The 23582-nt window shown below is 66.3% G+C and carries 23 protein-coding genes; 12 read left to right on the top strand and 11 right to left on the bottom strand.

The annotated features are described in order from the left end of the window. Nucleotides 1–7: 7 nt before the first annotated feature. Nucleotides 8–1468: an aminotransferase-like domain-containing protein gene (locus AKJ09_RS49065; protein ID WP_146654769.1), complete on the bottom strand. Its 1461-nt coding sequence runs from the start codon at nucleotides 1466–1468 to the stop codon at nucleotides 8–10. A 146-nt stretch (nucleotides 1469–1614) separates the two neighbouring features. On the opposite strand from AKJ09_RS49065, the gene AKJ09_RS49060 reads away from it, so the two are divergent. The 3 genes from AKJ09_RS49060 to AKJ09_RS49050 all read left to right on the top strand — a co-directional run bounded on the left by AKJ09_RS49060 (nucleotide 1615) and on the right by AKJ09_RS49050 (nucleotide 5252). Continuing rightward, nucleotides 1615–2577: an EamA family transporter gene (locus tag AKJ09_RS49060; protein ID WP_146654768.1), complete on the top strand. Its 963-nt coding sequence runs from the start codon at nucleotides 1615–1617 to the stop codon at nucleotides 2575–2577. A 129-nt stretch (nucleotides 2578–2706) separates the two neighbouring features. Next, nucleotides 2707–4008, top strand: coding sequence for an OmpA family protein (locus tag AKJ09_RS49055; RefSeq protein ID WP_169928593.1), 1302 nt, complete (start codon nucleotides 2707–2709; stop codon nucleotides 4006–4008). Beyond that, nucleotides 4005–5252, top strand: coding sequence for a hypothetical protein (locus AKJ09_RS49050; RefSeq protein ID WP_146654766.1), 1248 nt, complete (start codon nucleotides 4005–4007; stop codon nucleotides 5250–5252). Before AKJ09_RS49055 ends, AKJ09_RS49050 begins: the two co-directional genes overlap by 4 nt. Here AKJ09_RS49050 and AKJ09_RS49045 read toward each other — a convergent pair. Next, nucleotides 5242–6045 carry a hypothetical protein gene (locus AKJ09_RS49045; protein ID WP_146654765.1) on the bottom strand — a complete coding sequence of 268 codons (804 nt, stop codon included), beginning with the start codon at nucleotides 6043–6045 and terminating at the stop codon, nucleotides 5242–5244. The two genes, AKJ09_RS49050 and AKJ09_RS49045, sit on opposite strands and share 11 nt — an antisense overlap. A gap of 372 nt (nucleotides 6046–6417) precedes the next feature. Then, nucleotides 6418–8076 carry a hypothetical protein gene (locus AKJ09_RS49040; protein ID WP_146654764.1) on the bottom strand — a complete coding sequence of 553 codons (1659 nt, stop codon included), beginning with the start codon at nucleotides 8074–8076 and terminating at the stop codon, nucleotides 6418–6420. 202 nt (nucleotides 8077–8278) lie between these two features. Here AKJ09_RS49040 and AKJ09_RS49035 point away from each other — a divergent pair, with 202 nt between their 5' ends. Together AKJ09_RS49035 and AKJ09_RS49030 are read left to right on the top strand one after the other, a co-directional pair. Then, nucleotides 8279–8791: a hypothetical protein gene (locus AKJ09_RS49035; RefSeq protein WP_146654763.1), complete on the top strand. Its 513-nt coding sequence runs from the start codon at nucleotides 8279–8281 to the stop codon at nucleotides 8789–8791. A gap of 229 nt (nucleotides 8792–9020) precedes the next feature. Next, nucleotides 9021–9662, top strand: a complete 642-nt coding sequence (locus AKJ09_RS49030) for a hypothetical protein (RefSeq protein WP_146654762.1) — start codon at nucleotides 9021–9023, stop codon at nucleotides 9660–9662. On the opposite strand, the gene AKJ09_RS49025 is transcribed toward AKJ09_RS49030, so the two are convergent. Further along, nucleotides 9663–10892 (bottom strand): MFS transporter, encoded by a 1230-nt coding sequence (locus AKJ09_RS49025; protein ID WP_240488891.1) that lies wholly within the window; start codon nucleotides 10890–10892, stop codon nucleotides 9663–9665. A gap of 234 nt (nucleotides 10893–11126) precedes the next feature. Between AKJ09_RS49025 and AKJ09_RS49020 the strand changes: the two genes are divergently transcribed. After that, nucleotides 11127–12053, top strand: a complete 927-nt coding sequence (locus AKJ09_RS49020) for an acyl-CoA desaturase (protein ID WP_146654761.1) — start codon at nucleotides 11127–11129, stop codon at nucleotides 12051–12053. Between the two features lie 114 nt (nucleotides 12054–12167). Here AKJ09_RS49020 and arfB read toward each other — a convergent pair whose 3' ends face one another. Next, on the bottom strand, nucleotides 12168–12599 hold the full coding sequence (arfB, locus tag AKJ09_RS49015) for an alternative ribosome rescue aminoacyl-tRNA hydrolase ArfB (protein ID WP_146654760.1): 432 nt from the start codon (nucleotides 12597–12599) through the stop codon (nucleotides 12168–12170). A gap of 44 nt (nucleotides 12600–12643) precedes the next feature. Continuing rightward, nucleotides 12644–13441, bottom strand: a complete 798-nt coding sequence (locus tag AKJ09_RS49010) for an EI24 domain-containing protein (protein WP_169928591.1) — start codon at nucleotides 13439–13441, stop codon at nucleotides 12644–12646. A gap of 48 nt (nucleotides 13442–13489) precedes the next feature. Here AKJ09_RS49010 and AKJ09_RS49005 point away from each other — a divergent pair, with 48 nt between their 5' ends. Beyond that, a complete protein-coding gene (locus AKJ09_RS49005; protein WP_169928589.1) occupies nucleotides 13490–14440 on the top strand; it encodes a hypothetical protein in 951 nt (316 codons plus the stop codon). Nucleotides 14441–14456: 16 nt separating this feature from the next. On the opposite strand, the gene AKJ09_RS49000 is transcribed toward AKJ09_RS49005, so the two are convergent. Beyond that, the gene (locus tag AKJ09_RS49000; RefSeq protein WP_146654757.1) at nucleotides 14457–15431 is read right to left on the bottom strand and encodes a DNA-formamidopyrimidine glycosylase family protein; all 975 of its coding nucleotides are present in this window, start codon (nucleotides 15429–15431) and stop codon (nucleotides 14457–14459) included. 85 nt (nucleotides 15432–15516) lie between these two features. Between AKJ09_RS49000 and AKJ09_RS48995 the strand changes: the two genes are divergently transcribed. Next, nucleotides 15517–15996 (top strand): GNAT family N-acetyltransferase, encoded by a 480-nt coding sequence (locus tag AKJ09_RS48995; protein WP_205633995.1) that lies wholly within the window; start codon nucleotides 15517–15519, stop codon nucleotides 15994–15996. On the opposite strand, the gene AKJ09_RS48990 is transcribed toward AKJ09_RS48995, so the two are convergent. Beyond that, nucleotides 15977–16480: an ExbD/TolR family protein gene (locus tag AKJ09_RS48990; RefSeq protein WP_275936760.1), complete on the bottom strand. Its 504-nt coding sequence runs from the start codon at nucleotides 16478–16480 to the stop codon at nucleotides 15977–15979. The two genes, AKJ09_RS48995 and AKJ09_RS48990, sit on opposite strands and share 20 nt — an antisense overlap. 361 nt (nucleotides 16481–16841) lie before the next feature. Here AKJ09_RS48990 and AKJ09_RS48985 point away from each other — a divergent pair, with 361 nt between their 5' ends. Beyond that, the gene (locus tag AKJ09_RS48985; protein ID WP_146654755.1) at nucleotides 16842–17285 is read left to right on the top strand and encodes a hypothetical protein; all 444 of its coding nucleotides are present in this window, start codon (nucleotides 16842–16844) and stop codon (nucleotides 17283–17285) included. 132 nt (nucleotides 17286–17417) lie between these two features. On the opposite strand, the gene AKJ09_RS48980 is transcribed toward AKJ09_RS48985, so the two are convergent. Then, complete coding sequence (locus AKJ09_RS48980) at nucleotides 17418–18248, bottom strand: alpha/beta hydrolase (protein WP_240488889.1); 831 nt, start codon at nucleotides 18246–18248, stop codon at nucleotides 17418–17420. 219 nt (nucleotides 18249–18467) lie between these two features. Between AKJ09_RS48980 and AKJ09_RS48975 the strand changes: the two genes are divergently transcribed. After that, a complete protein-coding gene (locus AKJ09_RS48975) occupies nucleotides 18468–19898 on the top strand; it encodes a carboxypeptidase regulatory-like domain-containing protein (RefSeq protein ID WP_146654753.1) in 1431 nt (476 codons plus the stop codon). Between the two features lie 118 nt (nucleotides 19899–20016). Here AKJ09_RS48975 and AKJ09_RS48970 read toward each other — a convergent pair whose 3' ends face one another. Beyond that, nucleotides 20017–20775 carry a metallophosphoesterase family protein gene (locus AKJ09_RS48970; RefSeq protein ID WP_169928588.1) on the bottom strand — a complete coding sequence of 253 codons (759 nt, stop codon included), beginning with the start codon at nucleotides 20773–20775 and terminating at the stop codon, nucleotides 20017–20019. Between the two features lie 22 nt (nucleotides 20776–20797). Here AKJ09_RS48970 and AKJ09_RS48965 point away from each other — a divergent pair, with 22 nt between their 5' ends. After that, nucleotides 20798–21613: a patatin-like phospholipase family protein gene (locus AKJ09_RS48965; RefSeq protein WP_240488888.1), complete on the top strand. Its 816-nt coding sequence runs from the start codon at nucleotides 20798–20800 to the stop codon at nucleotides 21611–21613. A 10-nt stretch (nucleotides 21614–21623) separates the two neighbouring features. Here the strand turns inward: AKJ09_RS48965 and AKJ09_RS48960 are convergent, their stop codons facing one another. Continuing rightward, entirely contained in the window at nucleotides 21624–22037 is a 414-nt protein-coding gene (locus AKJ09_RS48960) for a response regulator (protein ID WP_146654750.1), read from the bottom strand. Between the two features lie 366 nt (nucleotides 22038–22403). On the opposite strand from AKJ09_RS48960, the gene AKJ09_RS48955 reads away from it, so the two are divergent. Then, on the top strand, nucleotides 22404–23579 hold the full coding sequence (locus tag AKJ09_RS48955) for an SGNH/GDSL hydrolase family protein (protein ID WP_169928586.1): 1176 nt from the start codon (nucleotides 22404–22406) through the stop codon (nucleotides 23577–23579). Nucleotides 23580–23582 lie beyond the last annotated feature (3 nt).

The raw sequence follows: 23582 nt of genomic DNA, 5'->3' as shown, positions 1-23582 counted from the left end.
CTGTGGGCTAGCCCTTGAGCTCTTTCGCGAGACGCCCGAGAACGCCGATGGCGCGTTCGATCCGTTCGTTCCATGGATGACCCGTGCTGATCCGTACGCAGTGGCCGAAGCGTTGGCGGGCCGAAAAAATAGGACCCGGAGCGATGGCAATGCCCCGTTCGAGCGCCCGGCGCTGCAGCTCCACCGCCGACGTGCCTTGCGGCATCTCCACCCAGACGACGAAACCACCCTCCGGTCGAGATACGCGCGTGCCCTCCGGAAAGTGGCGGGCGATGGCCTCGCGATAGCGTTCCGCCTGAGCCGCGAGGATGCGGCGGAGCCGCCTGAGGTGCCGGTCGTAGCCGCCTTGCGCGAGGTACTCGGCGACGGCCATCTGGGTCGGCGTGGGTGAAGCCACGGTGTGCGCGAGCTTCATCTTCTCGACGGCGTCCTGGAAGCGACCGGCGGCGATCCAGCCGACGCGATAGCCGGGGGCGAGTGTCTTGGAGATGGAGCCGCAGAGAAGCACCAGGCCCTCTTCGTCGAAGGCCTTGGCGGGGCGAGGTCGCGTGCCGTCGAAGGCGAGGTCGCCGTAGACGTCGTCTTCGATGAGTGGGATCTCGCGGCGAGCGAGCATCTTCACGAGGCGCGCCTTGTGCTCGTCGGACATGCGTGTGCCGAGCGGATTCGAGAAGTTCGGCGACGCGAGCACGGCGCGAACGGGGGACCCACGAAGCGCGTCTTCGAGAGCATCGAGGTCGAGGCCGGTTCGCGGGTCGCTCGGGATTTCGATGGCGCGCAAACCGTTGCCCTCGACGAGTCGGAGCAGGCCGAAGTACGCGGGGGATTCGACGGCGATGACGTCCCCGTGTTTCGTCACCGCGCGCAAGGCGAGGTCGAGCGCTTCGGTCGCGCCGATGGTGGTGACGAAGTCGTCTTCTTCGAGGAGCGTGCCCCAACCGACCGCTCGTCGTGCGAGCTGCCTTCGGAGCTGCCTCGTGCCGCGAATCTCGTCGTACGCCGCGCCGAGGCTTCCGCCCTCGCGAGCACAAGCAGCGAGGAGGCCGTTGAGCTTCTTCAGCGGCAAGAGCTCGGCGGCGACCCACGCCGTGCCGAGCGGAACCACGCCACGCTCCTCCTTCATCGCGCGGATGAGATCGAACGTGCTCGTGTTCCCGAGCGACACTCGAGCTGGCGCGACGTGCCGCCGAGGTACGTGAGGAACCGGAGGCTCGAGCGCAGGGCGAGCTCGAACGTAGTAACCGGACTTCGGTCGCGCTTCGGCAACGCCGCGTCCTTCCAGCAGCAAATACGCGCCGAGGACAGTGGCAATGCTCACGCCGCGCTCTTCGCTCAGGCGGCGAACGCTCGGTAGACGATCCCCCGGTCGCAGGACGCCGCGCGTGATTCGGTCGTGCAGCTCGTCCGCGATGCGTTCGTAGAGGAAGGGAAGCTCAGCTTCCCCGGTCGTCGCTCTCGCGAGGGTCACACCCAAAGTGTACGGATGGATGCCTCCTCACGACCAGCACAGATCGCGATAGACGGATCGGAACAGATGCAATCTGTACCGGTCGACATTCCGCTCGCGTGAGTCTGTACCGGTGAGGCTCCGAGCGGCATCGTTGCAGCCCTACGATGAACGCATCCCAGGTCGAGCTCGCTCCGCCGTCGACGCCAATAGACCTGTCGAGCCTTCACGACGTCGCCGCGAGTCCGGCGTCGAAGACGCTGCGCATCGTCCGCCGAATCGACGCGCGGCTCGCCTTCGCGCTCGTCTGCGTTTGGCTGCTCTGGGGGTCGACGTATCTCGCGATGCGATTCGTGGTGAGTGAGATTCCGCCGTTCATGATGGCGGGCTCGCGGTTTCTCTGCGCGGGTAGTGCGCTTCTCGCGTTTGCGCGGGCACGCGGGGCGGCGTTTCCCTCCGCCAAGACGTGGACGCGTGCGATTCCGATCGGTGCGCTGCTCTTCCTCGGCGGCAACGGCTTCATCGTCGTCGCCGAGCAGTCGCTTCCGTCGACGATTGCGGCTGCCGTCTGCGCGACCACCCCGCTCATCGTCGCCGCGATCGGCGCGTTGCGTGGCGATCGTCCGAAGCGCGGTGAGCTCGTCGGCATGGCCTTCGGTCTCTGTGGCGTGATCGTTCTCGCTCTCGGCACGCCGCTCGCCGGTGCCGGCCTTCGCGGCCTGCTCATCATCCTCGGTCCGATCACCTTCGCGCTCGGCTCGCTCCTCGTTCGGCGCGAAGGACCGTCGGCGGGCCTCGCGCATTCGGCAGCCCACATGATCGCGGGCGGCTTCTGGATGATCATGACGAGCCTCGTTCTGCACGAGCGCGTGCCCGCGCACGTCGGCTTCGGTGCGATCGGCGCATGGCTCTGGCTGGTCGTCTTCGGGTCGCTCGTCGGTTTCTCCGCGTACACGTGGCTTCTGCGGAACGCGCGTCCTGCGGTCGCCATGAGCTTCGCATACGTCAATCCGATCGTCGCCGTGCTGCTCGGTGCGTTGATCGGTGGCGAACCGCTCGGCGTGGGCACAATCGCTTCGACCGCACTCATTGCGGTGGGCGTGATGTGCGCGATCTTGTTACGACAATAGCTTCCGTTTGCCTTGCCGCTGAGTACTGTGTCGATCGTGGCACCTCAGCGGTCACGCTCCCGGATCGTGCGCGCACCGAACGCGCTGAGATCCGTATTCGTTCGCGCATTCGTTTTCGCGTTGGGGGCGGTGCCCGCTTCGGCGCATGCTGATGAGCTTCGCGCGCATGCCACCGCCGGCGCCGCCCATGCGCTCGGTCAGCCGCAAGACCGTGAGTTCGGCTGGGGCGGAGCGGGCTCGCTGTCGCTCGAAGTCCCGCTCGCGCCAACGTTGGGCGTCGAAGGAAAGATCGGCGGACTGATCCTCTCGGAAGGGAAGCCGCCCAAGGATCCGACGTTCGTCCAGCAGTCGACCGGTCTCGCGGCGCTCGGCACGCTCGGGCTGCGCATCCGCCCATTTTTCCGCGCCGCGGGGCCTTGGTTGTCGGCGGGCCTCGGCGTCGTCCAGACCGGTGATCTGACGCGGCTCGGGTTCGACAGCGCCCTCGGCTGGGATTTCCGCGTATCGCGCACGTCGCGCTGGGACGTCGGCCCTTACGCTGGCTACATCCAAATCTTCCAATCGGATGACGCTGTCCGACCGAACGACGGCCACGTCCTGACGTTCGGTCTGCACATCGGACTCGGCGTTCCCGACCAGCGAACCGTCCGCGGCGATCTGGATCAGGATGGCGTCTTCGACGACGAGGATGCCTGCCCGGCCGTGCGTGGCGCTCGCACGAACGACCCGACCACGAACGGCTGCCCGCCGCCCGATCGTGACGGAGATGGCGTCTTCGACGACGAAGATGCCTGCCCCGACGTCGCCGGCGTCCGTACCAACGACCCGAAGACGAGCGGCTGCCCCGTCGACCGCGACGAGGATGGCATCCCCGACATCCAGGATGCCTGCCCGGACAAGCCTGGCGTGCGCAGCGCCGATCCGAAGACGAACGGCTGCCCGCGGCAGGATCGCGACAAGGACGGCGTCTTCGACGATGAAGATGCCTGCCCCGACGTTCCGGGCGTCCGCACGGTCGACGCCAAGACGAACGGCTGCCCGCCCGCCTCCGACAGCGTCCGCGTCGAGAAGGATCGCATTCTCCTCGACGACGTCATCCTCTTCGACCTCGACAGCCCGCGCGTCCGTCGCGCCAGCTGGGCCATCATCAAGAAGCTCGCCGAGTTCATCCTCGCGACGCCGGACATCCTCGAGGTCAGCATCGAAGGGCACGCCGACGCGACGGGCAAGGCCGAGCACAACATGGTGCTCTCTCGCGCGCGCGCCGAGAGCGTGAAGAAGCTCCTCGTGCAGTTCGGTGTCCCGCCCGAGCGTGTGCAGGCGGAGGCCTTCGGGCGCTCGCGCCTCAAGGTGCAAACCAACCGCGCCGAAGCGGCGAACCGGCGCGTCGAGTTCTGGATCACGCGTACGCGTCAGGCGGAGACCCCATGAAGAAACGTTCGGGCGCTGGTCTTCGTGCGCGCGTGGGCGCGATCTTCGTCATCCTCGCGGCGACCGTCGCCGTGGTCGACGGGTGCAACGGTCAGAACTCGATCGTCGGTGGTGCGTGCGTCACGGGCTACGTGGCGTGCGCAGATCAGTGCGTGAACACAGCGGTCGACCCCGCCAACTGCGGTTCGTGTGACGTCGTGTGTCCCTCGGGCGTCGCCTGCCTCGACGGGCTTTGCGGTGGGCCGGTCGACGGCTCGTCCGACGGCAGCGCGCTCGGGGACGGCTCCTCCGGCGATGGCAGCGCGGGTGACGGGAGCTTCGGTGACGGCGGCGATGGTGGCTGTGAGCCTCCGTTCAATCGTTCTTCGGCGTGTGGAGCGTGCGACGTCGTGTGCGTCGCTCCGAACTCGGCTTGCCTCGCCGACCCTTCGGGCAACTTCGTCTGCGCCCCGCCGTGCACGCCGCCGCTCGTCGAGTGCGAGAATGCGTGCGTCGACACCCAGACCGATCCGCTGAACTGCGGGGTGTGCGGGAAGTTCTGTCCGTCGAATCTATGTGCGAACGGCGTATGCCAGGGCGCTACGCCGGGCGACGTCGTCGTGCTCGGTCACGATTACAGCTCGGGGGCGGCAGGCTCTTCGCAGGCCAAGGTGCTCACGAACGCCGTCTTCATTCCGCCATCGAACCCGCTGCGTGTGCTCTCGTACGAGCAGTTCGCGGATGCGGCGGCCGTGGCACGCGTGAAGTCGCTCGTGCAGTCGGCCGCGTTCGGTCGAACCGTCGTGTTCACGCCCTCCACCACGTCGGCCGACCTGGCGAGCCCGACGCTCGCCCAGAGCTACGACGTCGTTCTCGTCTACGATCAGCAGGGCGGCGCGCCGGCGAACCTCACCACCATCGGCGCGAGCTGGGTGACGAGCCTCTCCGACTTCGCCAAGGCCGGGGGCGTGATCGTGGCGCTCGACGGCGCGGCCGGGCAGGGAGGCATGCCCCAGCTCCTCACGAGCGCCGGTCTCCTCGCTGTCGGCGGGCATCAGACGATCCCCGCGGGCACGCCGGTCGCCGTCGTCGCTCCGGCCGATCGGATCGGCGCGGTCGTCGCGAGCCCGTACGGCGTGTACAACCGGTCCGTCTCGCTGCAGGCGGTCGAGCCCGAAGGCCCGAACGTGATCTACGTGGCGAAGCAGCTCGTGAACGGCACCCCGGCGAATCCGGTGGTGGTGCACAAGATCGTCAATCCGTAGTCGCCGGAAGGATCGTCGTGAGCGCTCGCCGCATCGCCTCGGGCACGATGGCGAGGTGGGCGTTCGTCTTGCTCGGGAAGCCGTCGATCTCTTCGATGTTGCAGTGCTCGCACGCGCGCGCGAGCTCGGAGATCGGGCGGACCCATCCGCGTTGCCAATAGAGGCGAAGCTCCGTGGCCTCGGCGAGGGTCGCGAACTCGGGAATCACGCGATCGTCGACGCACGTATCGATGGCCACCACCACATTGGGCTTCGCGCCGCGAACCCCCGCGCCGAGGATGCCGCCGGTCGGATTGCAGCCACCGCCGCTCGTGGCGACCACGATGAGCTGCGAGCGATCGACGTGGGCCACCCCATCGAGGGCAATCTCGGTGGCGTCGACGAAGTCCGCGAGGTCGAAGGCCGGCCACATGACGGCGGCCGCATTGGCCTGTCGCGTGTGCGTGGGGGCTGCGAGAATGAAGGGCTGGACCTTGCCGCTGCTGAAGAGCGGCTCGACCACCTTGCGGAGATCACCGTAGGGCGGGCCGAACCACGGATGGACCTGACCGTCGGCGTTCATGCCGTGGAGGAAGACGACGATGGGCAGCGTGGCGCCGGCCGGCGTGCCTTGAGGAACGTAGGCGAGGGCACCGTTCGGGTTGCGCGCATGGAGAAAGCGCTTCTGCTGGTACGGGAAGGTGACCGTGGTGCCGGCCGCGGCAGGGCCGGGCGTGCGGTTCGAGGGATCGGCCTCGACCGCGCCTTCGTCGGCCGATCGGATAGGCGTGCGCGGATCGGCTCGTCCGTCCACGCCCGCGAGTCCAACGACCAGCGCGACGACGCTCGCAGCGACGAATCTGGAAAAGGGTCGGACGAGCGCCAATCGTAGACAAGCGTAGCTCGCGTCCCGGGCTGTTCGCTTGCGGAATTCTCGCGCGGCGTGCTGTCCGCGTCTCGCCGCGTCGCGTCTCGCCGCGTCGCGTCGCGTCTCGTCTCGTCTCGTCTCGTCTCGTCTCGTCTCGTGGCGTGGCGTGGATCCTTTGCCGCCCGGCTTCTCGACGCGAGTCGTGGGGAGACAGGCAAAATGCGATCGTCGTCTCGATGGCCGTCTCTGCCGCGTCGGCGTCGCGGGTCCGCTGCGCGTAGCCGGACCGATCGATCGGCTCTTCGCCGAACCGCTCGATCACTTCGGCAGGTAGAAGTCCGTGATGATCGCGCTGTAGCCGACGTTCTCCGTCTGGAGCTGCGTTCGCCACAAGGCGTCCCACGCATCGACGTCGAGGAGCAGGGAAGCCCCCGCATGGTTGTCCCACCCTTGGTTGTTGATCACGGTGAGCACCCCGTCGAGTCGCGTGACGACCGTCGCGTGGCCGCCGATCTCCGACGTACTTGCCAACAACGCGAGACGTCCTTCGCCGAGCTGGCCGAGCGTTGCCTTGAGGTCGGCCATCGGCACGAAATCGGGGTCGACGACATAGGGTTTCGCACGACGTTCGACGCGCGAGACCTTCTCCAACTCGTCGAGGATGGCTTCTAGGGAACCGTCGGACGGGACGCCGAGCTTTGCCGTGAGCTCGTCGCTGACATACGCGAGCGGGCACGTTGGGTGACCACTTCCGATCGAGAAGATCGTCGAGATGGCAGCGTAGGCGCAGTTGCCTTCGCCGACGCGATCGAGATCGAAGAGCGGATTTCCCTCGCCGGAGAACCAGCGCAGCAGCTGCTTCTTGCTCGTCGTGTCGGGCGCGACGCGGAGAGCTTCGAGCTTGCTGACGAAGCTCTCGGCATACGCCTCTTGGCGTGTGTAAACGAGGCCGGCTTCGCCGACGCGCTCGGGGATATCGGCGAACCGCGCGAAGGCCTTGTTCGCGCCTGCCAGTTTCTCGAGAACCGACGCGGTCAGGCCCGAAGCTTCGGTTCCGGCGCGCACGGCGGCGATGGTGCCGCTTGTGGCGAGCTGGAGGACAACCTCGAAAGCGACCCGGCCGACGAGTTTGCAGACGTATCCCGTCTTGTGCGGCGCGTCGAGCTGCTGGAAGTAGAGGTATTCCTTTTCGAGGTATTCGCGAATGACCGTGATCGCGTGAGCAATGCTCGCGAGCGCGGCTCGCAAGCGTCGAGCATCCTCGATGGCTTGATTTCGCACGGAGGCAATCGCCGCCTCGTTACCAAGCATGGCGAGGATGGTGTCGCGCTGGCGCTCGAGCATGCCGACCATCATGCTCCCGGCAGCCTTTCCGATGGCGGGGAGCGACTTGATCAGCGCGCGCATGCCGTCGACGAGGTCGGCGCCTTCGGCGACCACGCCCTGACCGAGATTGACGATGCACTGCATCGTCGCGTCGACCCAGACGGGGCCCTGACGGTCACGCGAGACGTTGTCACGCTCGACGGCCGACAGATTTTGCGAAGGGTCGCGTCCGTCGCGGCACGTGCCCGCTGCGGGCGTGACCAGCTCGAGAAGCCGTGCCTCGACCCATCCAGCCTTCGCCGTCGCCGAAGCATCGACGGGTTTGACGTAGAGCCACATCCCGCCGACCGTCGCGTCGACGGTTTGATTCGTGCGCACGACCCGCGCGCCTTGCATGAGGGTGCCGGTCGAGTGATTGTTGGCGAGCGCTTCGCCCGAAGGCTTGTCCCAGAGTCTGGCCGACGAAGCCACTCGGTAGACGACGTTGTCGCCCGCGCAGTTGACCAGCTCGTCCGACGAGAGGGACACGGCCTCCTCGTCGTCGTCGGCGCTGCATCCAGGCGCGAGGGCGAGAACAATGACCGTCGCCACGAGGGCGAGCAGTGCCTGGAAGGAGGCGAGGAGGCGACCCGCGGGAGAGCGAAGGAGCACGGAACGTCAGCAAAGCACCGAGTGTGCCTATGTACGGCGGCTCCAACCGGTGGAAATTTTTGGAGCCTTCCACGACCGTCGGAGCCACCTGGTCAACGCATTGCCCAGCCTCGCGGTCCATCGCCCGCTCCAAGAAATGTGGTGAGCGTTGGATCGTTTCGCCGCGAGGCACGTACGAGCGGTTCGTGGGGAGAGGTGCAGCATGCGAACGTGGATCGTCGGTGCGTTGATCATTGGCTCGATGACGATTTCTGCCGCATCGGTGGCTTGTCCCGTCGGGATCGACGACGGCGCGTCGGTCCGTCCGATCCGGCCTGTCGTCGACGAGTCCCAGAACGTGAGTGTCTTGTTCGAACGCGCGCGGACGCTCGATTCCTTGGCGGCGGCCCGGGAGAACGACGCGACACGTCGTGCGCGCGACGCCGAGACGCTCACTTCGCGGGCGCGCCTCCTTCGACTCGAAGCCCAGCGGGTCTCCTCGAGCGAACGCTCCGACATCCTCGCCGTGGCCGACGACCTCGAGCTTCGCGCAGCCTCGAATCGAGCCCAAGCGCGCGAGCTTCGGCTTCAAGCGGCGGAGTTTCGAACGCAGGCTGCCACGCTGCGCGAGCGGGCTACGGTCCTCGCTCGTAACGGCGGCCGCAATGGCGGTTGGGGTAGACCTCGTCCGCTGCCGAGACCCGTGCCAGTGGTGGCTTCCGAGACGATACTCTAGAGCGCTCCAGCTCCCCTTGACGCATCTCGCCTCGGGCACATGTTGAGCCGGGCTCGGCCGCGGCCAGCCGTTGCGGTACGCGCCGGCGCCCAGGATCCTCCCGAGGGTCGACAAGGCGTGTAGTATCGCGTTGGAAGGACTTCACGCCGTGTGCCCCCGCTGCCATCAGAACGCGCCCATCGTCTATCGAGGGGTGAACGCATTTTGCACGGCGTGTGGGATGCCCCGCATGCCTCTGGCGTCGAACTCGATCAACATGGCAGGTCAGCCGTCGAAGGTCGGCGGGACCGTGGCCCGCGTGTTCGGGTGGTTGGTTCTGCTGGGCGGGCTGGTCGTGGGCTTCGGAACGCTCGCGGCTTGCGGAGCGATCGTCGGCTTCGCGAGCGCCGCGCCATACATCATCGGCATCCCCATCGCCGTGGTGTCGCTCATTGCCGGCTGGTTTCTCCTCAAGAGCGGCAAGGACCTCCAGGACTCCGGCGTGCAAACCGAGAAGGCCACGCGCATGCAGGCCCTCTTTGCCCTCGCCAACACGCGCGGCGGCGTTCTTACGCCGATGGATGCGGCTCAGTCGCTCGGGGTCACGCCTCAAGAAGGTGACGCGATCCTGACGTCGCTCGCGAAAGAGCAGCCCGACTACGTGGCAGTCGACATCGACGACAACGGCAACCTTCTCTACCGCTTCTTGGCCGCGAACTGGCACGCCGTGACGTCGAAGCAGCCGCCGCAACCGGCCTATGCGCGAGTCGACATGACGCCCAACGCGCGCGTCGTGCCGAACCCGGACGTACGCGTCTCCGATCGCTCTGCGGAGCTCGAAGAGGAAGAGGCGTCGTTCGATCCCGCGGGCGTGCGCCGGCAGACGCGCTGATCAGGAGTCGAGTCGGTCGACGTTGCGCAACTCGGGGAAGAGCAGCGCCCAGATGACGACCACGATGCACGTTCCGATGCCGCCGAGGACGACGGCGAGCTCGGGGCCGAGCCATGCTGCGGTGACGCCCGATTCGAATTCGCCGAGCTCGTTCGAGGCCCCGATGAAGACGAGGTTCACGGCGCCCACGCGACCGCGCATCTCGTCGGGCGTGCGAATCTGAATGAGCGTGGAACGAACGACCACGCTGAACATGTCCGACGCGCCGAGGATGATGAGCGCGGCGAGCGACACGCCGAACTCCTTCGATACGCCGAACACGATCGTGGCGATCCCGAAGAGGAACACACACGCGAACATGATGGCGCCCGCGCGCCGCTTGAGCGGGGAATACGCGATCAAGAGTGCGACGGTCGCCGCGCCGACGGCCGGTGCGCTTCGAAGCATGCCGAGACCCCACGGGCCGACGGCGAGGGCCTTCGCGAAGATCGGCAGGAGCGCGACGGCTCCGCCGAGGAGCACGGCGAACAGATCGAGCGAGATCGCACCGAGGATGGCCTTGTTCGTCCAGACGTAGCGAAGCCCAGCGAGGAGCGTCGACCAGTCGGCGGGCGGGCGGGCCTGCATCGCTCCCTCCGGTCGCGTCTTACCGATGGCGACGACCGACGCGCATGCGACGAGCGACATGCACGTGCACGCCACGTAGACGGCACCGGCCGTTCCGGTGGCCGCGTAGAGGGCGCCACCGAGAGAAGGTCCGGCGATCATCGCCAGCTGCCACGACGAGGAGCCGAGGGCGACGGCCCGTTCGAGCTCTTTGCGCTCGACGAGGTTCGGCATGAGCGCCTGCCCTGCCGGTCCGCTGAAGGCGCGGATGGTCCCCAGGATGGCGAGCACGGCGTAAATCGGGGCGAGTCGCTTCGTCCCGGTGTGCGCCATGAACGCCAGCGATGCGGCCGCCGTCGCCATGCCGAGATGACACACGACGAGGATTCGCTGTCGATCGTGGCGATCCGCAACATGCCCGCCGGGCAGGGCGAGCAAAAAGCCAGGGAGGAAGAGCGCGAGCCCCGAAAGGCCGAGGGCGAGGGCTTTCCCCGTGATCTCGTAGACCTGCCATCCGACGGCCACCGACAACATCTGCGCGGAGACGATGAGAGAGATGCGCGAGACGAGGTAGAGGACGTAGCGCCGATTCGACAGCAGAGAGCGGACGGAGGCTTCGGCCACGAGATTGAAGAGGGTTTTAGGAGAGTTGGGCGAAGAACGCGACGATTCATCCGAAACCCGGGGGGGTCTAACCCAGCCATTGGCTCGCGGCGCTGCCCTTGGGAGACGCCTCGTTTTTCTGCCCGCGCGCGCACGATCGCGCGGTTTTTGCGCGGGTTTCCACGCACCTCGGGCGTTGGAATGTGTCCGTAAGCTGACTGAACCGTGACCGACCCTCTCCTATAGAGTAACCCCATGAAAAAGCGCGATTACGGTTGGCTCGTCAGCCTCCCGTTCTACGGCGTTCATGCCGCGGCCGTGATTGGCGTGGCGCTCGTCGGCTGGTCATGGAAGTGGTTCGGACTTGCGATCGCGCTCTATTACGTCCGCATGTTCGGCGTGACGGGCGGCTACCACCGCTACTTCTCGCACCGAACCTACCGCACCAGCCGCTGGTTCCAGTTCATCCTCGCCGTGCTCGCGCAGTCGAGCCTGCAGAAGGGTGCCCTCTGGTGGGCGGCGCATCACCGCGACCACCACAAGTACTCGGACACCGAGCGCGACCCTCACTCGTTCCGCACCCGCGGCTTCTGGTGGTCGCACGTCGGCTGGATTCTCTCGCGTGACACCGAGGAGACCGACCCGAACCGCATCGCCGACCTCTGGCGCTACCCCGAGCTTCGCTGGCTCAACAAGTGGCACATCGTGCCGGGCACCGCGCTCGCCATCGGCTTGTACCTGGTCGGCAGCTGGCCTGCGCTGGTCTACGGGTTCTTCCTCTCGACCACGCTCCTCTGGCACGGCACCTTCACGATCAACTCGCTTTCACACTACTGGGGCAGCCGTCGTTACACCACGACGGACGACAGCCGTAACAACCCCGTCCTCGCGATCGTCACGATGGGCGAGGGGTGGCACAACAACCACCACTACTACCAGCGCTCGGTTCGCCAGGGCTTCTTCTGGTGGGAGATCGATCTCACCTACTACGTCCTTCGCACGCTCTCGGTGTTCGGCATCGTGTGGGACCTCCACCTGCCGTCCGAAAGTGTTCGTGCAGGCAACGCGATGCCGGCTCCCACGCCGCGCAAGCGTCCGGCGGCAGCTGCCTCCGACGAGCCGGTCATGCTCCCGCCCGCGTCCGCGTCGGCTCCCGCACTCGCCGTCTCCGACGCCGAATAGGGTCGCGGCGCTCGAGCTTCTCGAGACTCCAAATGCAAGACGGGGCCACGTCCTTCGGGACGGGCCCCGTTTGCTCATTTCGGTGGTCGGTGGTCGTTGGCGCGGCCGCGTTCGTCAGTCGTCCTGGCGAACGGCGCGACGTGTGGCCTTCTTCGCGCCGACCTTCTTCTTCGCCGTGACACGCCGGACCTTGGAGCCCTTGGTGGGCTTCGTCGGCTTGCGGACCTTGGGAACCACGAGCGCCTTCGCCACGAGCTCACGAAGCTTCTCGCGGGCGTCGGCCAGGTTCTTCACCTGGTCGCGTGTCTTCTGGCTCGTGATGAAGACGCGACCTTCGGCGTCCAAGCTGTTCTTGGCGAGTGCGCGGAGGCGCGTCTTCGCCGCGTCAGGCAGGGCGACGGTCGATTCGAAGTCGAACGAGAGCTCGATCTTCGAGGATACCTTGTTCACGTTCTGACCGCCCGGCCCGGACGCGCGCACAGCGCTCCATTCGAGGTCACTGCCGGGCAACGTGATCTTGGCGTTGATGACCAGCGGTGTGCTCATACTTCCAGAAGTCGCACCATCCGCGCGCGCAGGCAAGCTGTTCGTCAGCGTCGCGCGTCTCGTTCGAAGACCAGGCGCGAGGCCCCGGCCACGCCGAACGGTAGGAGAAACAGCCCCATTCCCGGGACGAGCAGGAGCGCCGCCATGGTCACGCCGAAACCGAGCACGGCCGCGAAGTTGTCTCGGATGAAGCCGAGGCGGTCGCGCACACCGCGCCCTCGGATGCTGAACGGGTAGTCGAGAAGGTCGTAGGCCGCGAGGACTCCGGTGACCACGAATTTGAGGGGAATCGTCACGACGCTCGCTGGAGGAAAGAGCAGCGTGATCGCCGCCAGCACCGCGAGGATCGGGAGACCGACGGCGAGCGCCGTGAGCGTCACGCGCAGCGAGCGTACGAACCCGGACACGAAAGGCTGATCTGGCCAGCCTCGGCCGCGGCCTCCAAGCGCGAGCTCTTGTTTCTTGGCGATGGTCTCGAGCGCGAACCCCGACAGCGGCTGCGCGAGCGACATGGCGATGACGAAGGCCACGACGAGGCCCACGATCCAGAAGACGATCCGCAAAGCCCAGAGCGCCCAGAGCCCGAAGCTGAGCCAGGCGCTGCCTTGCTCGCCGGTCATCATTCGGCTCGAAAGCTCTGTGCCCGCCCAGACCGCGCCCGCGCCCACGCCGCCAAAGAGTGCCGCTGCAATCACGACGGGAACGAGGGCCCATCCCCACACGGAGGGGGTGGACACCACGAATCCGACCCCGCCGAAGACCGCGCGTACGCCGGCGAAGAAGCCGAGCCCAGCCTTGCCTGCTTTGGTCGCAAACGCCTGCGAGCCGCTTCCGCCCTGCATCACGCTCGAGCCTAACCACGGTGACGGACTGCCGCTACCATGCTCGTCGTGCGTTTCGTTCGTTCGTGCGTCGCCGGTTTGGTCATCGGCTTGGTCCTCGTGTTGGGCGCCACGGGCTGTCGAAAGGCGCCGACGCCGGACGAGACGAGCGGCGCTTCTCCTTCGCGTTCTTCCTCGCCGGCATCGCCGGCCTCTGGGCTGGGAGCGCTCGAGCCCGGCCAGCCTTCCGCGGGCCTGCTCGAAGCCGTCAAGACCGTCGACCTGCGCGATCCGAAGCGTGCGCCGCGTCTCGCCGCGCGTCTTCGGGAGCTCTCGGCCTCGTTCACCGAGCCGCGCGCTCTCGCGGTGATGCATCGGGCGCTCGCGCAATCCGACAAAGCCGAAGCGGCGGCGATTGGGTGCGAGATCCTCGGCCGTGCGCCACTCGAGCCCGCGGCAGGTTCGGAAGCGGACATGGCAGGACGCGAATCGCTGGTCGAGGCCTCGCTGCTCGCGGTGGCCAATGCCAAGGCGGCGTGTCCGCACGTGGCGTCGTACCTCGGCAAAGATCCGTGTCGTCCGTTCTTTCGATGCAACGCGCAAGGCCCGCTCACGGGACGTGAACCCTCGCTGCAAGACGAGCCTGTCTGCACGCAGGCCGCGCTCGACGACGCCGTGAAGAAGGAGCTTGCTCGCGCGGATGCCGACGTCCTCGCCGGAGACTCGGGCTCGCGCCCGGCGCTCTTCGCCTTTGCGAGCCTCCTCGCGCAAGACAAGGTGCCCGAGCCGTTCACGAAAGCGCACGTGCGTCGTCGGTATGCGCTCATGCAGCCCAAGTCACCTTCGTGCGAAAACGGCGGCATCGAGCCGGGAACGCCTTGCCATTGCGAAGAAGCAACCATCCGCGATCAGACGTGCCGGCACGTCGATCCGGGCGCCATTCGCGTGGGCCTTTGCCGCTTCTTCGTGGACGACGCCAAGAAGACGTTGTCCGGCGTGACCGCCTCGCTCGCACCCTGAGCGCGAGCGCGACGCCTCACACCTTCGACTTCTGCTTCTTGGCCTCGAGCTCGTCCAGCGTCTTCGGCCAATCGGAGCCGAGAAGGCGCGAGAGCGAGCGATCGGCGAGGAGCTTGCCCTCGGTCTGGCACGTCGGGCAGTAGTTGGACTCGTTGTCCGCATAGCGGATGCGCTGCACGGGCTTTTCGCAGCGCGGGCAAGGCTTGCCGTATTTGCCGTGGACGGCCATCTCGGGCCGGAAGGCCGTCACGCCCTCCGGGAAGTCACCCGCTTCGGCCCGCAAGCGGTCGGTCCACTCGACGAGGACCGTGCGGATCGAATCGTAGAGCTTCTTCACGTCTGCGTCTTCGATGCGGCTCGTCAGCTTGACCGGTGACATGCGTGCACGATGCAATATTTCGTCGGAGTAGGCATTGCCGATCCCGCTGAAGAGATGGGGATCGGTGAGTGCGCGCTTCAGCGTGTGGTTCTCGCTCCGCAGGCGCTCGGCGAACGCGCTCACGTCCGATTCGAGAACCTCGAGACCGCCGGGATCGAGCGCCGCGAGACCGGCGTTCCCGCGTACGAGGTGGATGCTGGCCCGCTTCTTGGTGCTTGCCTCGGTGAGAAGGAGTGTTCCGCCCTCCTTCTCCTTCTCCTTGCTCTTTCCCTCGGCGGGCATCGCCGCGAAGTCGAAGGCCGCGAGCCCGATCTTTCCAGGCACGCCCGTCCCGAGCGGCTTCCATTTGAACCGGCCCGCGACCATGAGGTGGATGACGAGGAAGAGCGGCTCTTCCTTCTTCGACGTCGAGCCCGGCGGGACGAGGGCGAGTGCGATGCGTTTGCCGACGCGGCGCACCTCACGGACCTCGCGGCCGTAAGCCGCCGTGATGGGCGGATCGGCCGTTCGGAGGACGAAAGGGCTCGCCAAGCGCACGCGCTCGAGCACGTGCCCGACGGTCCGAGACGCGACATGTTCGACGTAGACGGTGACGTCGGGCAGCTCCGGCATGGTGGCGCTCCAGCCTACCTCGCGAGCGGCGTTTCCGGCATCTGGTAGAGTGCCGGGCGTGCAATCGCCTTACGAAGTGCGCCCGATGACCCGTTCCGACCTCGAGAGTGCGGGCAAGCTCGCCGGGAGGCTCGTTCGCATGCACCATGCGTTCGACCCCCAGCGCTTCCTTTATCTCGCGAATCCCGAGGCCGGTTACACGCGCTACTTCGCCTCCGAGCTGCAGAGCGACGACGTGGTTCTGCTCGTCGCGGCGGACGGCGCGGACGTCGTGGGCTACGCGTACGCGAGGATGGAGCCCCGCAGCTACAACGAGCTCCTCGATGCGTGCGGAAAGCTCCATGACGTGTTCGTCGACGACGTGGCGCGAGGCCACGGCGTGGGCGAAGCACTGGTGCGCGAGGCCATCCGCCGGCTCGAGGCCAAGGGGGCTCCGCGTGTCGTCCTGCTCACCGCCGTCCAGAACGAGTCCGCCCAGCGCCTCTTCAAGAAGCTCGGCTTCCGAACGACGATGCTCGAGATGACGCGCGAAGCCGACGAGCCGGTCAGTCCACCGCGAACGTGATCTCGAACGCCGAGATTGGCTTCGGCAGGCCCGTGAGCGTGCGCTTGGGCTTCGCGACGGCGTCCATTACGGCGATGAGCTCGGCGTAAGGCATGTCGTTGCTAGCGTGGACGACGGCCTGATCGAGCTTTCGATCGGACGCGTCGCGATGCATTCCGGCCGTCCGCCATTCGCTCTCGACGCGCGATGCAAGGGTAGGGAACGACGCCTTGCCTGCCTTGGCCGACTCGCGCGCCACTTCGGCGGTGCGCACCACGGTTCGACCTTCCTTCCACACGAGCACGAACTTGCTCGGGTCCGAGGTGTCGATGTGGAGCTTCGCGTCGGGCTTGCACTCCGCTCCTTCGCACGGCGGGGCGTTGCTCGGCCCCGGCACCTGCGCGTTCGCCTCCATGCGCGGGTATTGCACCCAGACCGCCGTGATGAGGAGAAACGAGATCGTCACCATCAAGAGATCGATCATGGGGACCATGTTGATCTCCATATCGACCGATCGCCTTTTGCCTCTGCCACCGTCGACGCTGACTCCGCCTGCCATGGTGTGCTCCTCCAGGCGAATGGACCGTCGCGCCCGAGCGAAGTTCCGCGAAGCGCACTCGACGAATGCGTTCGATCCTCGGCGGAAAGTGCCATGCAGAATGGAACCCGCCGCACAAAAGAAACGAACCCGCGAGCGGCGCGCGCGGGTCCTTCCGTCTCGACGAACTTGGGGTCAGGTGGAAAAGGCGGCGGTTCTTCTTCGCGCGCAGCGCGAAGCGCCCGAAGGGCGACCGCCGCCGCGGAGGGGAGGCTCAGAACCGACGGTTCTGAGGGGAACCGGAGGTTCCCTAAGAGGAAACCCCTACTTGACCCCCATCCCCATCATCATCGGCATGCCGTTGCACATCATCATGACCGGCGCGCCCATGGCCATCATGGCCATCATCGCGTCGCAGCGCTCCTTCATGCGCGCCATCATCGACGGGTCGGTCGGCATCATCTTCATCATCATGCCGTCCTTCGTCATCTCGCAGGTCATGGTGCACATCATGGGCATCATGCCGCCCATCATCATGGGCATCATCATCCCCATGCCGTTCATCATCGGCATCATCATGCCCATGCCGTTCATCATGGGCATCATGGGCATCATGCCGCCCATCGGGTTCATCGGACCCATCTGGCCCATCGGCATGTTCATCGGACCCATCTGGCCCATCGGCATGTTCATCGGGCCGTTCATCATCGGCATGTTCATCGGCATCGGCATAGCGTTCATCGTCGCGTCCTCCATCGGCCACGAAGGCTAGATCTTCGTCGTGCGTACGCACCAGCGTTCGACAAGAGACCGCGTCGATTCGTCTGCACGAGCGGACGCTCGTCTACTGCGAGGCGTGGGATGTTGCCTGCGCGTCACGTTTCGTTTCGGACAACTGCGATCGCTAGGAGAGTCGATCGAGCCAGAGCAGCGTCTCGATCGTGCCTGCTTCGCGGAGCCATGGTTGATCGTGCGGCCCTGGGATTACGCGATACGTGCTCGGAATGTTCTTCGCTCGAAGCGCGCGCTCGAGGGCTTCGCTCGACGTTCGCCACTGGTCTTGCGTGCTGGTGAGGATCAACATCGGGCGCGCCGATGACGATGATGACGTCGGTTGCCACGCCTGTGCGAGCTTCTCGGCGTAACCCGGTGCGGCCCATGTGCCGATCGCCGTCTGCACGCCGGCCCATGCACCGAACGCGTGCGGCATGCGCACCAGCATCTCGAGCGCGACGTAGCCACCGAGCGAGACACCCGCGAGGTACGTGTGCGCGGCGTCATCGAGCGCGTTCGACTCGGCACGTGCGCGCGGAAGCAGCGAGCGTTCGATCCAACGTGCATAGGCATCGAGGTCGGAAGGGCCCGAGGGATTCGGCATGAAAGGGCAAGCCATGACGAAGCCGCGAAACGGGCGCTTCGCCAGCTCGGCGTTCACTTCGTCGAGGCGCGCATCCGTCCACTCGCCGCGCGTGCTCGTGCGCTCGATGGGCGGTCGCTTGAGTCGCTGCCATGCGCTCCCGAGGCCGTACTTTTCGAGCCACGCATAGGCGCCCAAACGCTCGTTGGTTGTCTCACCGAGGCCATGCAGAAGAACGACGAGAGGAAGCCGCTGTGCCGGTGCCAGATACCGAGGAACGAGCAGAACGAAACGGCGACCGCCCTCCGTGACGTCGAGGAGACGCAGGTTGCGGAGGTCCTCGGCGAGCTCTGAATTCGCGCCAAATGCGCGTCTCATTTCAGACACATAAACGCCCAATAATCCGGCCAAGAAGGCACGACGATCAAAGTGCCGGCGCCTGTGCAGAAATAGTTTGCGCGAATGCCACTCTCGCGTCATTTCACGGCCCTCGTCGGAGGTGGGGTGTTCACGTTCCTCGACCGCATGCTTCGCAGGCGGTGGGACCCGTAGCAGGACGCTTCAACTCCCGATCAACCGGACCAAGGAGTCTGCCTCATGCGTTTTGGCCTCACCAAAGTTGCACCTCTCGTTCTCGTTGCGGTTGGTGTCGCGACTGCGGCTGCGGCGTGCAGCTCCTCGGATCGGCGAAGCGGTTTCGACGCCCCGAAGGATGACGCGGGGGTCGAGGCCGGCCCTGCCTTCGTCCAGGGCGACGCCCCTTGCGTGGGGCTCGAGTGCAAGCGTGAGAAGTGTGACGACGGTTCGACCACCACGCTGACGGGCAAAGTTTACGACCCGGCCGGCGTCAATGCACTGTACAACGTTCTCGTCTACATCCCGGGCGGGACGAACGGCGACGACGAGCTCCCGGCGATCCCTGAAGGCGTATCGTGCGAGACGTGCGCGAGCGTCGCCGTCAATCCGCTCGTCAGCGCCCTGACGGACACGCAGGGCGCGTTCACTCTCGAGAACGTGCCGGTCGACAAGGACGTCCCGGTCGTCATCCAGATCGGCAAGTGGCGCCGCCGCCTCACGATCGACATTCCGAAGAAGTGCGAGGAGAACAAGGTCCCGAAGGGTGACTTCCGCCTCCCGCGCAACGGCAGCGAAGGTGACATGCCGCACATCGCGGTGACCGCCGGTGGTTGCGACGCACTCGAGTGCCTCCTCCGCGGCATCGGCGTCGACGACGAGGAGTTCGTACCCGGACACAGCACGGACGGCCACGTCCACGTCTTCAACGGCCAGGGCGGCAACTTCCCGGGCGCGCCGAAGGCGGGCGGTGACACGGCCAACCCGCTCGGCGGCGAGCTCTGGAACGACTCGGCGCAGCTCGCAAAGTACGACATGGTCATGCTCTCGTGCGAGTGCGGCGAGAACAACGGCAACAAGGGCGGCGAAACCGGGCACGAGCTCACCGGCGCGCGCCAGGCGATGTGGGACTACGCCAACATGGGCGGCCGTATCTTCGCGACGCACTTCCACTCCACCTGGTTCAAGAACTCCCCCCAGGTCGACTTCCAGATGGTCGCCAACTGGAACACGGTCGCCAGCTCGTCCAACAGCACCTACGACGTCGTCGAGTCGATGGCCGACGGCAGCGCGTTCCCCAAGGGGGCGGCGCTCGCGGACTGGCTCGTCGGCGTGAAGGCCTCGAAGACCCGCGGCAAGATCACGCTCGAAGACGTCACGTCGTCGCTCAGCAGCGTGAATGCACCTGCGCAGGGCTGGATTCGCCAGGGCGAGAACAACGTGAAGTACTTCTCGTTCAACACCCCGACCAACGCGCCGGTCGAGGAGCAATGCGGTCGCGCGGTCTACAGCGATCTCCACCTCATGGGCATCAGCGCCGGCGGTCAGGAGTTCCCGACGGGATGCCCGGCTTCGGGTGGCCTCTCCGCGCAGCAGAAGGCGCTCGAGTTCATGTTCTTCGATCTCTCCGGTTGCGTGCAGGACGACAAGACGCCGCCCTCCGTCCCGAAGTGATTCGAATCCGCAACGCGTAACGCGTGACGTACGAAGGCCGAAGCGAGCAGCTGCTCCTTCGGCCTTCGTGTTTTGCATCGCTCTTTTTGGGGGTGCTCGCGGACGCGCGGCCGAGCACTCAACCCGCGTTGCGTGACTCGTAGACCTTCATCGCGGGCAGCTCGAGAGCGGTGAGGAACCCGCCCTTGCCGCAACCCGTGTCGATGACCACGACGTTCTCGCCGACCCACATGTCGAGCGGATCTTCGGGGGTGAAGCTCGAAAGCTCGGGGGGAAGGTTCTCGGTGGCCGTGTGCCCGCAAACCACGCGCTTGCCGCGATAGCCCTGGAAGAAGCGCATCGTGCGCACCCAGAGGAGCTGGGTCGGGTTCTCGGTCTCCGACGGGTGGAGCCACTTGCCGTCCTTCTCGACGAGACCGGCGTGCACGTAGATGGCGTGCTCGTCTTCGTAGAAGTGAGGCAGCGTGTTCATCCAATCGACGACGTCGTCGGGGAGGAATTCGCCGTGCTGCATGGTGACCAGCTCCTCGCGCGTCGGCAGCGAGCCTTCCTTGTGCGGTTGTCCGCGGAACGAGCGGAGCGTCGCGAGGCAGCCGTTGGGGATGGGGATGACGAACTCGGGCCAGCCACCCGAGGCGACGCGAAGCCAACCGTCCTCGTGGTTGCCGCGCAGGCACACCAACTTACCGGGAACGCGTTTCGGGAGCTCGTTGCGTACGAACTCGATGACCTGTGCGCTCTGCGGGCCACGGTCGACGTAGTCGCCCATGAGGATCATCGTGTCTTGCGCATCGAGCGGTGGCAGAAGCGCGAGGGTTCGCTCGAGTGCGCGCAAATCGCCGTGGATGTCGCCGATTGCGAACGTGCGATTGGCCATTGGACGGCTAGGATACGCACGCGTGTCGACCGAAAGCCACCCCAGCGAGAAGAATGAGCGCAGCCCTGGCAGTCCCAACAATTCCAGCAGGCGCGCCAAGATGACGTTGCGCGAATACCTGTTGGAAGGGCCGTTCGCGCTCACGATGTCGTCGGGCTTTTTCGGCTTCTTTGCCCACACCGGATTCATGACGGTCCTCGAGGACGAGGGCCTCGTTCCGACACGTGCCTCGGGCTCGAGCGCCGGGGCTCTCGTGGGCAGCCTCTGGGCGGCGGGGCTCGATGCGCCGACGATCGCCGACGAGCTCTTGAAGCTCGAGCGCCGAGATTTCTGGGACCCGGGGCTCGGTGCCGGCGTGCTCCGCGGGCGCTTGTTCGAAGGGATCCTCGACCGCGTGCTTCCGCGTCGGACGTTCGAGACGTGTCGCATCCCCGTGGCGCTCTCGGTCTTCGACGTGCTCACGCGCAGTACCCACGTTCTCGACGCAGGCGATCTGCCGTCGGCGATCCGCGCGTCGTGCGCGGTGCCTTTCCTGTTCCATCCGGTCTGGATTCGACGGCGTCCGTATCTCGACGGCGGCATTCTCGATCGCCCGGGGCTTCTCGCGATGCCGGAGCGCGAGCCACGCGTGCTCTTCCACCACCTCGCGTCGAAGTCCCCCTGGCGGGGCATGCTCGAGATGCCACGTCGGCCCGGGATGACCACGCTCGTTCTCCACGATCTCCCGCGCTCGGGTCCGTTCAAGCTCGAGGCAGGACGTCGGGCTTACGCGGCCGCTCGCGAAGCTACGAAGCGCGCGCTCGACCGACCGATCGAGAACGACGTCGTCCAGATCTAGCGTGAACGCTCTAGCCCGGCGGCGTACCGGCCGTCGCTGAGTCGGGCATGGCGCGATCGACGGCGTCGAGCAGAGCGTTGAGCTCGAACGGCTTGCGCAAGAAGCCCGCCCCTTCGAGCGATGCGGTGCGGCGCGTGCCCGGCTCCAAGGCGGAGACGAAGACGACCGGAATGGTCGCGAGATCGCGCTGGCGCTTCAGCTCGTCGTTGAGCTCCCAGCCGTCCATGACGGGCATCATCAGGTCGAGCAGGATGATCGCCGGCCGTAGGCCGCGGCCGAGGGCGTCGAGCGCCTCACGCCCGTCGCTCGCTGTCTCGACCTTGAAGCCTTCACCTTCGAGCACGAGTGTCATCGTGTCCCGGATGTCGGCGTCGTCTTCGACGACCAGGATCGTCGCGCCTTTTCCGCATCGCTCGTGGCTCATCACTGGCGACTTTCCTCGCGACTCGAGATCATCCTCGAAGTACCCGCGAAACAATCCATGGTCTCGTCCGGGATTCGGAGCAAGCTGAGCGTGACAGGAATCGTCGCGACCATCCCGATACTCTGGGGATGTAGCGCGGCGGTCGACGCGCGTCGACCACGACTGCGTTGGACTCGAAGCGACACGAAGCAGACCCCGTGCCGGTTCGTGCAAGCGCGAGCTGCGCGCTGCCCCTGTGTCAGGCCACGGTGGGATCGCTTCGAGGGCACTCCGCACGCGCGCGAGCGTCGTCACAGCGTCACGACGCGCGTCGTTGCGTCATGTGAAGCGCCCTTGAAAGCGGGCGCGCATGACTAGATTCCCAGCGTGAAGTACGCAGTGCTGGTGGGGGCGATCGTCATCGGGGCGGTGGCGTGTTCGAGCGCGGAGAACGAGGGCGGGGGCCCATCGAACCCCGCAGTCGACGGTGGTGGAGGAGGCAAGGGCCCCGACGGAGGGAGCGCCCAGCCGGACGGGGGTGACGACCCTGGAGAGCTGAGTGACCTCGAGACGGTCCACATCACCGGGCGTTTCGACGCGCGCGACCCGGCTGGCATTCGTTTTTCGTGGCCAGGGACGAGCGTTCGCGCGCGGTTCTCCGGTACGGGCGTCACGCTCCACCTGGTCGACACCGGCGCCGATCAGTTCGACGTCTCGATCGACGGCGCGCCTCCCACGCTCCTCAAGACGACGGCCGATCAGAACACCTATTCGCTCGCCTCGGGACTGGCCGACGGCGATCACGACGTCGTCGTCACCAAGCGGACGGAGGCGCTCATCGGCTCCGCCCAGCTCTTCGAGTTCGTCTCGTCGGAAGGCCGCTCGCTCGTGGCCACGCGCGTGAAGCTCGGGCGGCGGATCGAGATCGTGGGCGATTCGATTTCGTGTGGCTATGGCGTGCTGGGAACCGAGCCCACGTGTGCATTCGGCGCCGATACCGAGAGCGAACCTTCGGCGTATGGCAATCTCACTGCGCAGGCGCTCGGCGCTTCGCACACGACGATCGCCTATTCGGGGATCGGCATGGTTCGAGACTTTGGTGGGGCCTCCGTCGACCAGATGCCGGACCGTTACGGCCGCGCGCTTGCCGACGATCCCACGAGCGTCTGGAACGGAAGCGAAGAGCCCGACGCGATTGTCGTCAACCTCGGTACCAACGACTTTCAAGCCACCGAGCCCGGCCCGATCTTCCAGACGACGTACGAAACGTTCCTGGGGACGCTGCGCACGAAGCACCCGAATGCCGTGATCGTGGCCACGCTGTCGCCGATGATCAGTGACTACTATCCGGAAGGCGGAAACTTCCGCACGCTCGCGCGCGGCTACATCCAGGGCGCCGTCGCCACGCGAAACGCGCAGGGCGACGCAAAGGTCAGCTTCCTCGAGTTCGATCTGCAGACGGGTGAAGACGGCTACGGATGCGACTTCCACCCGAACGTGGTCACGCACCAGAAGATGAGCGCGAAGCTCGTTTCCGTGTTGAAGAACCAGCTCGGCTGGTGATGG

This window comes from Labilithrix luteola (assembly GCF_001263205.1).
Taxonomy (GTDB): domain Bacteria; phylum Myxococcota_A; class Polyangia; order Polyangiales; family Polyangiaceae; genus Labilithrix; species Labilithrix luteola.
The sequence above is the reverse complement of the archived record's forward strand: the minus strand, read 5'-3'. Positions and strand labels throughout refer to the sequence as shown.

What these genes read in the sequence shown, in the direction of transcription:
- AKJ09_RS49060 (WP_146654768.1), top strand. Translation starts at nt 1,615, where the DNA reads ATGAACGCATCCCAGGTCGAGCTCGCTCCGCCGTCGACGCCAATAGAC.
- AKJ09_RS49050 (WP_146654766.1), top strand. Translation starts at nt 4,005, where the DNA reads ATGAAGAAACGTTCGGGCGCTGGTCTTCGTGCGCGCGTGGGCGCGATC.
- AKJ09_RS49035 (WP_146654763.1), top strand. Translation starts at nt 8,279, where the DNA reads ATGCGAACGTGGATCGTCGGTGCGTTGATCATTGGCTCGATGACGATT.
- AKJ09_RS49030 (WP_146654762.1), top strand. Translation starts at nt 9,021, where the DNA reads ATGCCTCTGGCGTCGAACTCGATCAACATGGCAGGTCAGCCGTCGAAG.
- AKJ09_RS49020 (WP_146654761.1), top strand. Translation starts at nt 11,127, where the DNA reads ATGAAAAAGCGCGATTACGGTTGGCTCGTCAGCCTCCCGTTCTACGGC.
- arfB (WP_146654760.1), bottom strand. Translation starts at nt 12,599, where the DNA reads ATGAGCACACCGCTGGTCATCAACGCCAAGATCACGTTGCCCGGCAGT.
- AKJ09_RS49010 (WP_169928591.1), bottom strand. Translation starts at nt 13,441, where the DNA reads ATGCAGGGCGGAAGCGGCTCGCAGGCGTTTGCGACCAAAGCAGGCAAG.
- AKJ09_RS49000 (WP_146654757.1), bottom strand. Translation starts at nt 15,431, where the DNA reads ATGCCGGAGCTGCCCGACGTCACCGTCTACGTCGAACATGTCGCGTCT.
- AKJ09_RS48995 (WP_205633995.1), top strand. Translation starts at nt 15,517, where the DNA reads ATGACCCGTTCCGACCTCGAGAGTGCGGGCAAGCTCGCCGGGAGGCTC.
- AKJ09_RS48990 (WP_275936760.1), bottom strand. Translation starts at nt 16,480, where the DNA reads ATGGAGATCAACATGGTCCCCATGATCGATCTCTTGATGGTGACGATC.
- AKJ09_RS48980 (WP_240488889.1), bottom strand. Translation starts at nt 18,248, where the DNA reads ATGAGACGCGCATTTGGCGCGAATTCAGAGCTCGCCGAGGACCTCCGC.
- AKJ09_RS48975 (WP_146654753.1), top strand. Translation starts at nt 18,468, where the DNA reads ATGCGTTTTGGCCTCACCAAAGTTGCACCTCTCGTTCTCGTTGCGGTT.
- AKJ09_RS48970 (WP_169928588.1), bottom strand. Translation starts at nt 20,775, where the DNA reads ATGGCCAATCGCACGTTCGCAATCGGCGACATCCACGGCGATTTGCGC.
- AKJ09_RS48960 (WP_146654750.1), bottom strand. Translation starts at nt 22,037, where the DNA reads ATGAGCCACGAGCGATGCGGAAAAGGCGCGACGATCCTGGTCGTCGAA.